Below are 10,190 nucleotides of genomic sequence, written 5' to 3'. Positions count from 1 at the left end.
CGTCCCGCAGGCGGAGCGGGTCTGGGCCACAGTCGGTCTCGTGGTGGTGGTCTCGGTGGTGGCGCACGGGATCGCCGCGACACCGGTCATGCAGTTGCTGGACCGGGAGGGTGAACGCACCGGCGAGGACACGCGGGCCGGGTCGGCGGCGCAGCCGGTGGGCGCCACCGGCTGAGCGCGCCCCGGTTCAGCCCAGCCGGGCGGCGAGCGCGCGGCCGAGGTCCCGGCCGGAGCGCCAGGCGGTCTGCACGCGCGGGCGGCCGAACGCGTCGCCGGCCAGGCCGATGCCGTCGTCGTCCAGGTGGAACGTGGCATCCCCGGCGTGCGCGGCCGGGGTCGCGTACGTCCAGCGGTGCACGTGGGTCGACAGCGCCGGCTCGGGCAGCCCGAGCAGGTCGCGGACCGCCTGCTCGATCGCCTCGCGGGCGGCGGTGGGCTGGAGCAGGTGCCGGGCGGCGAACCCGGCGGTGGTGTGCGCGACGAGCACCGGCGCGCCGTCGCCGCGCCGGTCGCCGTCGTCGCAGACCAGGCTGAGCACCGGGTGGTCGTTGACGAACGCGCCCCGGAAGTCCGCCCAGCGGCGGGCCGGGAAGTGCAGCACCCCGGTCAACGCGGACGACCACCGCTGCGCGGCCACCGCCCGGGTCGCCTCGGCCAGCGCCGGGTCCAGCAGCAGCGCGGCCTGCGGGCCGGGCATGGCGAGCACCACCGCCTCGGCCTCGGCGCCGTCGGCCCGGGGGCCCGGCTCGACTGTCATCACCAGCCGGTTGTGGGTCACCGGAAGGTCGCCGGCCAGGTGTTCGACGAGCGAGCGCAGCCCGCGTGGGGCGGCCCACCGCATCGGGCCGGTGACCTGCTCGCGTCCGCCCGGCCCGTACGCGGCGAGCGTGTCGGTCCACTCCCGCGCCAGCCCGGCCGCCCGCCACCGGTCCACCACGGCGGCGAAGTCCGGGTCGTCGACGGTGAAGTACGCGGCGCCCAGGTCGGCCGGGCGGCCGTCGAAACGCTTGCTGGCCATCCGCCCGCCGGTGACCCGAGCGCGCTCGCGCAGCCGTACCGGGATCCCGGCCCGCGCCAACTCGGTCGCGCACGCCACTCCGGCGATGCCCGCGCCGACCACCACCACGCCCGCCCGGTCCGTCGTCACCAGGTGATCGTAGGCGGCGGCCGGCATGAACCCGGCGGCCCGGGGGTAGTGGAACACCTGTTCGAGGAGAGGTGATGAGCATGGCCGACCGCGCCAACACCAACGGCAGGAACGTGAACCCGGACGCCGCCGTCAAGGACCCGGACGACTGGGTCACCGGCGACGAGCCGCCCACCGCCGCCCAGGAGTCGTACCTGCACACGCTGGCGCAGGAGGCGGGCGAGCCGGTGCCGGAGGGCCTGACCAAGGCCGAGGCGTCCCGGCGGATCGACGAGTTGCAGGCGGAGACCGGCCGGGGCCGCTGAGCGGTCAGCGCGGGGGCAGGCGGTGCAGCTCGACCCGGTCGAGCCGCCCCGCCGCCACCCGCGCGGTCAGGTACGTGGCGTGCGGCTGCGCCCGCCGGTCGGTCGGCGAGCCGGGGTTGAGCAGCCGCAGGCCGCCCGGGGCGACGCTGTCCCAGGGGATGTGCGAGTGCCCGAAGACGAGCAGGTCGCAGTCGCCGTACGCGGCGGCGCAGCGCTCCTCGCGGCGGGTCTTCGGGCCGGTCTCGTGCACCACGGCGACGCGCAGGCCGTCCAGCTCGACCCGGGCCACCTCGGGCAGCCGGGCGCGCAGCTCCGGCCCGTCGTTGTTGCCGTACACGGCGACCAGCCGGCGCGACCGCGCCTCCAGCGCGTCCAGCAGCGCCACGTCCACCCAGTCCCCGGCGTGCACCACGACATCCGCGGCCTCCACGGCCGCCCACAGCGGCCCCGGAAGATCCCGCGCCCGCTTGGGCACGTGCGTGTCCGCCATGATCACCAGATCCACCCCCTCATCCTCCCCCACCCCCCTCTTTCCCGCGCCGATCATGAGGTTGGCGGCACTCGGGGAGATCGACTACGCCGTCAACTTCATGATCAACGCGGAGAGGCGGCGCGGGCGGGGGCGGCGGCGCGGGCGGCGGCGTCGGTGATGCGGCCGGCGGCGGTGATCAGGCCGATGTGCGAGTACGCCTGCGGGAAGTTGCCCATCTGCTCGCCGGTGCCCGGGTCGATCTGCTCGGCGTACAGGCCGAGGTCGTTGGTGCGGGCCGCAAGGCGTTCGAACAGCCGCCGCGCCCGGTCCAGTTCCCCCGCCTCGGCCAGGCCGGCGGCCAGCCAGAACGAGCAGATCACGAACCCGGCCGGGTCGCCGTCGAAGCGGCGCAGCAGCCCGTCACGCGACAGCCGCCGCTCCAGCAGGTCCATCGTGGCGCGCATCCGCCGGTCGCCCGCCGGCAGGAAGCCGACCAGCGGCATGACCAGCACCGAGGCGTCCAGGTCGTCGGAGCCGAACGCACCGGTGTACGCGCCGACCCGCTCGTTCCAGCCCCGGGCGAGCACCGCCGCCCGCACCTCGTCGCGCGCGGCGGCCCAGCGGGCCACGTCGGCCGGCTCGCCGATGCGGGAGCCGAACCGGACCGCCCGGTCCAGCGCGGTCCAGCACTCCACCTTGGAGGAGACGTAGTGCCGCTGCGGGCCGCGCGTCTCCCACATGCCGGCGTCGGGCCGGTGCCAGCCGCGCTCGGCCTGGTCGGCGAGCGTGCGCAGCAGGTCACGCACCTCCGGTGACATGGGGTCGAGGTAGTAGCGCATCAGCCAGGCCGCATCCAGCACCTCGCCCAGCACGTCGTTCTGCCGCTGCCGCCAGGCGTCGTTGCCGACGAGCACCGGCCGGCTGCCGGCGTACCCGGCGAGGTGGTCGAGGTCGTGCTCGGTCAGGTCCCGCTCCCCCTCGACGCCGTACATGATCGGCACCGGCTCGTCGCCGATCCGGCCCATCGCCCGCGCCACCCAGGTGAACTGCCGGTCCGCCTCGTCCGGGCAGGCGGCCCGCCAGAGCGCCTGGAGGGTGAGGCTGAAGTCGCGCAGCCAGACGTAGCGGTAGTCGTAGTTGCGGTCGCCGCCGAGCCGCTCCGGCACCGAGGTGGTGGCCGCCGCGACGACGGCGCCGCTGGGCGCGTACGTCATGCCCTGCACCGCGAGCGCGCTGCGCCGCACCTCGTCGCGGTACTCGCCCTGGTAGTCGTGCAGCGCCGACCAGGACCGCCACCCGGCCACCGTCTCGGCGATCACCTCGGCGGCGTCGGGCAGCGCCGGTTCGGCGCCGGCGTACGTCGGGGCGTACCCGAGGGTGAAGCGGTGCGTGCTGCCGGCGCGGGCGGTGAACCGCCCGGTGGCGGCTCCCCCGGCGATGGTGAGCGGGACGTCGGCGCGCAACTCCAGGCGGCAGGCGCCGGCGGTGGCGCGGATCACGCCGTCGCGTTCGGTCAGGTAGGCGCCGACGCGGCCGTACTCGAAGCGGGGCGCGTAGTCGACGCGCATCGTCACCTCGCCGGTGAGCCCTTCCACCAGCCGGGCCAGCACCCGCGGCGAGCGCATCCCGATGTCGTGACCGCGCGCGCCGGGCTCCAGCGCCAGCGCGTCGGTGACGGCCACCGTGCCGGTCGCGGTGGCGAAGACGGTACGCAGCACGAGCGCGTCGTCCAGGTAGGAGCGCGTGCTCGTCGACTCCCCCTCCGGGCGGATGCTCCAGTGCCCCGCGTCCTCGTCGAGCAGGCGGCCGAACACCGACGGCGCGTCGAACCGGGGCGGGCACCACCAGTCGACCGAGCCGTCGCGGTCGACCAGGGCCGCGCTGCGCCCGTCGGCGAGGAAGCCGTGCTCGCTGATGTGTCGGGTCGGCACGGGTGTGGCTACCCGGCGCGGGGCGTCGGCATGCCTCGCCACATCGGTCCGGGCCGGTGCGTTACCGCTGCCCGGCGACGGGAACGCGGCGGGTTGACGAAGGAGGATGCTCATGACCAGACCCTCGACTCCGACCACGGCCTGGCAACCCGGCATGCCGGGCAGCGACAACCTCCCGTCCGGCCCGGGCGGTCGCCCGACGCCGCCGAGCGGGGACGGGCACGGACCGCAGACCGGTTCGGCGACCGTCACAATCGGCTCGTACCCGGACTATCCGTCCGCCCAGCGGGTGGTGGACTATCTGGCCGACAACCGGTTCCCGGTGGAACGTACCTCGATCGTCGGTACGGACCTCACGCTCGTGGAGACCGTGATGGGACGGCTCACCACGGGCCGGGCGGCCCTGCTCGGGGCCGGCACCGGCGCCTGGTTCGGTTTGTTCATCGGGTTGCTCTTCGGCATCTTCACCGCCGGCAACTGGCTCGCGGTGATCCTGGTCGGCCTGGTGATCGGCGCGATCTGGGGTGCCGTGTTCGGCGCTGTCGCGCACGCGATGAGCGGCGGTCAGCGTGACTTCACGTCGGCCAGTTCGCTGCGGGCCGCCCAGTACGCGGTGACGGTGGACGCGGAGATGGCCGGGCAGGCCCAGCAGCTGCTCAGCCGGATGCACCTGACACCGACGGGCGCCACCGCCCGCTGACCGGCAGGGCGATGAGGGGAGGGCCGGGCGGCCCTCCCCTCATTCGTGGTACGCGCGCTCGCCGGCGCGCAGCGGCACGTCCACCCGGTTCTCCGGCGGGGCCAGCGGGCAGGCCCACCTGTCGTCGTAGGCGCAGCTGGGGTTGTAGAGGTAGTTGGCGTCCAGCCGGACCCGGTCGCCGGGCAGCACGGTCAGGCCGCGGCCGAACGTGCCCTTCACCGTGTCGGTGAGGTACCGGCCCCCGCCGTACGACCCGTCGCCGCAGGTGGCGTCACGCACGGGCAGGAAGAGCCCACCCCCGTACGCCTCGATCCACCAGAGCGTGAGCGGTCCCCACGGCGTGTCGGCGACGGCCACCCGCCGGTACGCGACCACGCCGTCCGGGCCGCCGGTGTCGATGCGCAGCTCGCCGGAGGCGGCGCGCAGCGGCGCCTCGACCACTGCCGACGGGTCGGGCGGGTACCAGCGCAGTCCGGTGAAGCCGGGCCGTTCGGCGGGCGGCACCGGGCTGCTGGGGTGGGTGCGGAACAGCTCGTCGCGGGCGGCCCGGAAGCCGGCCAGGTCGAGGTCGGACAGGTAGAGCGCCGCCACCCGCTCCCGCCAGTCGAGCAGGTCGAGATCGTCCATTCCCCGACCCTAGCCGGGCGGCCCGTTCAGGTTTTAAGAAGCCCCCTAAGGCGCGCTGGTCCGCGCACGCCAGGGCCACTTGTTTAAATTTTAAATAGTGCTACTCTCGGAGCCATGACGGAGAGCCTGGACGCCGAGCGGATGGCCTGCTGGCGCGCGTACATCGAGTCGAGCCAGCGGCTGTTCACCCGGCTCGAGGACGACCTGCGCGCCGACAGCGACCTGAGCTTCGCCGACTACCACGTGCTGGTGCTGCTCTCCGAGGCGCCCGGCCAGCGGCTGCGCATGGGGGAGCTGGCCGACCGGCTGGTGTTCTCGCCGAGCCGGCTGACCTACCAGATCACCACGATGCGCAAGCGCGGACTGGTGGCGAAGGAGGCGTGTCCGGCCGACCGGCGCGGCAGCGAGGCAGTGCTCACCGCGGCCGGCCTGTTCGCCCTGCGCGAGGCCGCGCCGCACCACCTGCGCTCCGTGCGCGCCCACCTGATCGACGACCTCGACGACGCCGAGGTCGCCTGCCTCACCCGGGTCTTCGAGCGGCTCGGCCGGCGCCTGCGCGCCGACCGCACCGCGTCGTCCGTCCCGGCCGACAAGTAAGGAGCCCCGCGATGCCCGCGATCACCGTCGACGACGTCCTCGTCCTGCCCCGCCTGCCGAAGCTCGGCGAGGCCACCGAATACCGCTCCGTCCGCCGGGTCACCACTGCCCCCAGCGGGTACGAGGGCGAGGGCTTCCCGGTCCGCCGGGCCTTCGCCGGCGTGCCGATGACCGAGCTGGACCCGTTCATCCACCTCGACCAGATGGGCGAGGTCGACTACGCGCCGGGCGAGCCGAAGGGTACCTCCTGGCACCCGCACCGCGGCTTCGAGACGGTGACCTACATGATCGACGGGATCATGGACCACCAGGACTCGACCGGTGGCGGCGGCACCATCACCGACGGCGACACTCAATGGATGACGGCCGGAAGTGGCCTGCTGCACATCGAGGCGCCGCCGGAGCACCTGGTGATGAGCGGCGGGCTGTTCCACGGCCTGCAGCTCTGGGTCAACCTGCCCAGCATCGCCAAGATGAGCGCGCCCCGCTACCAGGACATCCGCGGCCGGGAGTCGGCGCTGCTCACCACGCCCGACGGCGGCGGCCTGATCCGGGTCATCGCCGGGGAGGTCGCCGGGCACCAGGGTCCCGGCTCGACGCACACGCCGATCACCATCGCGCACGTCACGTTGCAGCCCGGCGCCGAGCTGAGCCTGCCGTGGCGGTCGGACTTCAACGCGCTGGTGTACGTGCTGGCCGGCCGCGGCACCGTCGGCACCGACCGGCGGCCGATCCACCTCGGCCAGCTCGCCGTGCACGGGCCCGGCGAGGCGCTGCGGATCACCGCCGACCGGACGCAGGACTCCAACGCCCCGGCGCTGGAGCTGTACCTGATGGGCGGCCAGCCGATCCGCGAGCCGGTGGCACACTACGGCCCATTCGTGATGAACACCCGCGCCGAGCTGATCCAGGCGGTCGAGGACTTCCAGGCCGGCCGGCTCGGGGTGATCCCGACCGGGCGGGTGCCGCACAGCGACGGCCAGGGCGACCGGCCCTGACCTGCCACGGGCGCCCCGGTCCGCCGGGGCGCCCGGCCGCGGTCTCAGGAGACGGCGAAGATCCCGGCCACGCCGAGGATCACCATCAACAGGACCGCCACCAGCGCACCCCGCTCCCCCTCCACCGCCTGGTCGCGGTCGTCGGTCACGGTGTTCGTCGTCTCGGCGGGCATGTCGGTGCCTCCTCGGTGTCGCGATCCAGGGGTCCGGCGTACCCCTGGCGCGCGGCTCCCACGCGACCTGCTGCTCGCCGTGCGGGGTCCTGCCGGGGGTCCTACCGTGTGAGGACGTCGTCGACCTCGGGGGTGGAACGTGACTCTGCGGGACTGGTTCCTCACCGCACAGGAACGCGCCAACCCGGGGTCTGAGTTACCCGTCTGGACCGATGGAAACCTCGCCGAGCCGTTGATTCACGGAGCCGCGTACTTCGACCGCCTGGTCAGCGAGGTGGAATCGCTCACCGCGGGCGATCATCTGTTCTTCACCGACTGGCGCGGCGACCCGGACGAGCGGATGCGCCCGGACGGCCCGACGGTGGCGCAGTTGTTCGCGCGGGCCGCCCAGCGCGGGGTGATCGTCAAGGGCCTGGTCTGGCGCTCCCACCTCGACACGCTGTCCTACAGCGAGGCGGAGAACCGCGACCTCAGCGAGGCGATCCGGGCGGCCGGCGGCGAGGTGCTGCTCGACCAGCGGGTCCGGCGCGGTGGCTCGCACCACCAGAAGCTGGTGGTGCTGCGCCATCCGGGCGACCCGAGCCGGGACATCGCGTTCGCCGGCGGCATCGACCTGTGCCACAGCCGCCGCGACGACGCCGGCCACGCCGGCGACCCGCAGCCGATCGGCATGTCCCCCCGGTACGGCCCCACGCCGCCCTGGCACGACGTGCAGCTCGCGGTGCGCGGGCCGGTCGTCGGCGCGCTCGACACCACGTTCCGGGAGCGGTGGACCGACCCGATGCCGCTGGACTCGGAGAACCCGATGGCCTACCTGCGGGACCGGCTGCGCGGCTCCGACCTGCGCCCCGACCCGCTGCCCGAACAGCCCGCCGACCCGCCGCCCTGCGGGCCGCACCACGTGCAGGTGCTGCGCACCTACCCGGCGGTGCGGCCCCGCTACTCGTTCGCCCCGGACGGCGAGCGCACCGTGGCCCGCGGCTACACCAAGGCGGTACGCCGGGCCCGGCGGCTGATCTACCTGGAGGACCAGTACCTCTGGTCGACCGAGGTGGCCGAGCTGTTCGCGCAGGCGCTGCACGAGCATCCGGACCTGCACCTGGTGGCGGTCGTGCCCCGGCACCCGGACGTGGACGGCCGGCTCGCGCTGCCGCCGAACATGGTCGGCCGGGAGCAGGCGCTGTCGCTGTGCCACCGGGCCGCGCCGGAGCGGGTGCACGTGTTCGACGTGGAGAACCACGACGGCACGCCGGTCTACGTGCACGCCAAGATCTGCGTGGTGGACGACGTGTGGGCCAGCGTGGGCAGCGACAACTTCAACCGCCGCTCCTGGACGCACGACAGCGAGTTGTCCTGCGCGGTGCTCGACGACACCCGCGACACCCGCGCGCCGGCCGACCCGGCCGGGATGGGCGACGGAGCCCGGGTGTTCGCCCGCGACCTGCGGCTGCGGCTGTGGCGCGAGCACCTGGACCGTGATCCCGGCGGCACGCAGGACGACGACCTGCTGGACCCGGCGGACGCGGTGGCCGCGATCACCACGGCGGCGGAGGAACTGGACCGCTGGCACGCCGGGGGCCGGGCCGGTCCCCGTCCGCCGGGCCGGTTGCGGCCGCACCGCCCGGAGCGGCTGCCCTGGCGTACGCGGCTCTGGGCGCTGCCCGCGTACCGGCTGGTCTACGACCCGGACGGCAGGCCGCTGCGCGCCCGGCGGGCCGGCACCTGGTGACGGTCGCTCACCTCGTCGGGCACGTTCGGGCGGGCCGGATAGGCGAACGAGACCCGGGGCGAGTAGAACCCCCAGCACACGTGCAGCGGGTTGGCCGGCCGCAGCGCGTGGACCGGATGCTCCGGCGCCGGGAACTCCACCGACTCGACCTCGAACGGTGACACCGGCTCGGCCACGTACGGATAGTCGGTGACGATCAGCTCGCCGTCGCGGCCGGTGAGGTAGCGGTGGTGGCCGTTGTGGACCTCGGTGCCGGTGTGCCCGACCCGGGCGGTGACCCGGATCAGCAGCGTGCCGTCGCCGGCCCGGGTCTCGGCGGTGAGCCGGTCGCCCCGCAGGTCCAGTCGCGTCTCCCCGGCGGCGGCGGGCGCGCCCCGTGCGGCGGCGTACCGCCGGACCCGCTCGCTGGAGGAGAAGTAGTGGGTCCACCAGCCACCCGGCGTCCCGCCGTCGGGCGGATCCATGTCCGCCAGTGAGACACCCAGGTAGGTGAGCGAGTACGCGCCGAAGCCGGAGGTCTGTGTCTCGTCGTCGACCACGTACTGGTTGACGAAGACCTGACGCTGCGGGTGCGGACGCAGACCGGCGGGCAGCAGGGTCTCGACCACGCCGGGATCCGCCGGGAGCCAGCTGAACAGCAGCGTCCGGGCGTTGATGACGAGTTGCGGCGCGGCGGGATCCAGCACGGTGCCTCCGTTGACGTGTCGCTACGGACGGTACGGGCGGTCCCGTCGGCGGGACAACGACAGAAAGGCGACACTTCGCCCACCTGTCGGATTCCGCGTTGACCGATCGGGGCGCGCTATGCCCGGAAAAACGAGGTCCATACCCCGCCACACCTTAAGTACATCGTACTTTCGGCTAGATTTCGGCAGCACGATCGGGCTATGGTGGCTCCCGAACGTACTACGTCACCTAAACCTGAGCGTCACGTCTTTTTTCTTCCGCGGACGAGGTGCAGGGAGGACCACCCATGACCGCCCACACGATCAGCGCCCCGGCGACCACGCCGGCCGGCTCCGCGAAGCTCGACCCCCGCTCGCTCACCGACAGCGCCGCCGACCTGCTCGCCGCCATGGCCGCGCTGCCGGCCGGCCACCCCTCGCGGCCCGCGCTGCGCGACCGCGCCATCGAGGCGTGGCTGCCGCTGGCGAACCACCTGGCCCACCGCTACAGCGGCCGCGGCGAACCGAACGACGACCTGGCGCAGACCGCCGCGATCGGCCTGATCAAGGCGATCGACAAGTTCGACCCGTCACGCGGCGTCGACTTCGCCGGCTACGCGATCCCCACCATCATCGGTGAGCTCAAGCGCCACTTCCGCGACCGCACCTGGGACATCCGCGTCCCCCGCCGGTTGCAGGAGCTGCGCCTGGCGATCTCCGACGCCAACAGCACGCTGCTCCAGACGCTCGGCCGCTCGCCGACGGTCGCCGACATCGCCGCCCACCTCAAGCTCACCGAGGAAGAGGTCCTCGAAGGCCTGGAGGGCGCCCGCGCCTACAACGCGG

Annotated in this window: 12 protein-coding genes; 6 read left to right on the top strand and 6 right to left on the bottom strand. The window is 73.9% G+C overall.

Features of this window, described 5'->3' with window-relative positions:
* Positions 1 to 187: 187 nt before the first annotated feature.
* Positions 188 to 1,126, bottom strand: a complete 939-nt coding sequence (locus tag KBX39_RS12430) for an NAD(P)/FAD-dependent oxidoreductase (RefSeq protein WP_043330356.1) — start codon at positions 1,124 to 1,126, stop codon at positions 188 to 190.
* A gap of 101 nt (positions 1,127 to 1,227) precedes the next feature.
* On the opposite strand from KBX39_RS12430, the gene KBX39_RS12425 reads away from it, so the two are divergent.
* A complete protein-coding gene (locus KBX39_RS12425; protein ID WP_013474820.1) occupies positions 1,228 to 1,452 on the top strand; it encodes a DUF3072 domain-containing protein in 225 nt (74 codons plus the stop codon).
* A gap of 4 nt (positions 1,453 to 1,456) precedes the next feature.
* On the opposite strand, the gene KBX39_RS12420 is transcribed toward KBX39_RS12425, so the two are convergent.
* Together KBX39_RS12420 and KBX39_RS12415 are read right to left on the bottom strand one after the other, a co-directional pair.
* The gene (locus KBX39_RS12420; protein WP_210870557.1) at positions 1,457 to 1,957 is read right to left on the bottom strand and encodes a metallophosphoesterase; all 501 of its coding nucleotides are present in this window, start codon (positions 1,955 to 1,957) and stop codon (positions 1,457 to 1,459) included.
* Positions 1,958 to 2,046: 89 nt separating this feature from the next.
* Positions 2,047 to 3,855 carry a glycoside hydrolase family 15 protein gene (locus KBX39_RS12415; protein WP_210870554.1) on the bottom strand — a complete coding sequence of 603 codons (1,809 nt, stop codon included), beginning with the start codon at positions 3,853 to 3,855 and terminating at the stop codon, positions 2,047 to 2,049.
* Between the two features lie 112 nt (positions 3,856 to 3,967).
* On the opposite strand from KBX39_RS12415, the gene KBX39_RS12410 reads away from it, so the two are divergent.
* Entirely contained in the window at positions 3,968 to 4,555 is a 588-nt protein-coding gene (locus tag KBX39_RS12410; RefSeq protein ID WP_113973176.1) for a general stress protein, read from the top strand.
* Between the two features lie 39 nt (positions 4,556 to 4,594).
* Here the strand turns inward: KBX39_RS12410 and KBX39_RS12405 are convergent, their stop codons facing one another.
* Positions 4,595 to 5,182: a DUF1684 domain-containing protein gene (locus KBX39_RS12405; RefSeq protein WP_113973177.1), complete on the bottom strand. Its 588-nt coding sequence runs from the start codon at positions 5,180 to 5,182 to the stop codon at positions 4,595 to 4,597.
* 114 nt (positions 5,183 to 5,296) lie between these two features.
* Here KBX39_RS12405 and KBX39_RS12400 point away from each other — a divergent pair, with 114 nt between their 5' ends.
* Both KBX39_RS12400 and KBX39_RS12395 read left to right on the top strand, forming a co-directional pair.
* Positions 5,297 to 5,779, top strand: coding sequence for a MarR family winged helix-turn-helix transcriptional regulator (locus KBX39_RS12400; RefSeq protein ID WP_043325045.1), 483 nt, complete (start codon positions 5,297 to 5,299; stop codon positions 5,777 to 5,779).
* Between the two features lie 11 nt (positions 5,780 to 5,790).
* Positions 5,791 to 6,777 (top strand): pirin family protein, encoded by a 987-nt coding sequence (locus KBX39_RS12395; RefSeq protein WP_069089910.1) that lies wholly within the window; start codon positions 5,791 to 5,793, stop codon positions 6,775 to 6,777.
* A gap of 44 nt (positions 6,778 to 6,821) precedes the next feature.
* On the opposite strand, the gene KBX39_RS33795 is transcribed toward KBX39_RS12395, so the two are convergent.
* Positions 6,822 to 6,950 (bottom strand): hypothetical protein, encoded by a 129-nt coding sequence (locus KBX39_RS33795; protein ID WP_255292629.1) that lies wholly within the window; start codon positions 6,948 to 6,950, stop codon positions 6,822 to 6,824.
* 139 nt (positions 6,951 to 7,089) lie between these two features.
* On the opposite strand from KBX39_RS33795, the gene KBX39_RS12390 reads away from it, so the two are divergent.
* Complete coding sequence (locus tag KBX39_RS12390) at positions 7,090 to 8,679, top strand: phospholipase D-like domain-containing protein (RefSeq protein ID WP_113973178.1); 1,590 nt, start codon at positions 7,090 to 7,092, stop codon at positions 8,677 to 8,679.
* On the opposite strand, the gene KBX39_RS12385 is transcribed toward KBX39_RS12390, so the two are convergent.
* Positions 8,628 to 9,365, bottom strand: coding sequence for a hypothetical protein (locus tag KBX39_RS12385; RefSeq protein ID WP_064448764.1), 738 nt, complete (start codon positions 9,363 to 9,365; stop codon positions 8,628 to 8,630). The genes KBX39_RS12390 and KBX39_RS12385 overlap by 52 nt on opposite strands.
* Positions 9,366 to 9,652: 287 nt before the next feature.
* Here KBX39_RS12385 and KBX39_RS12380 point away from each other — a divergent pair.
* Positions 9,653 to 10,190 (top strand): sigma-70 family RNA polymerase sigma factor (locus KBX39_RS12380; protein WP_210870552.1); only part of this gene is annotated, 538 nt, incomplete at its 3' end.

This window comes from Micromonospora sp. D75 (genome assembly GCF_018070405.1).
Classification (GTDB): domain Bacteria; phylum Actinomycetota; class Actinomycetes; order Mycobacteriales; family Micromonosporaceae; genus Micromonospora; species Micromonospora chalcea.
This window is presented reverse-complemented; position numbering and strand designations above follow the sequence as displayed.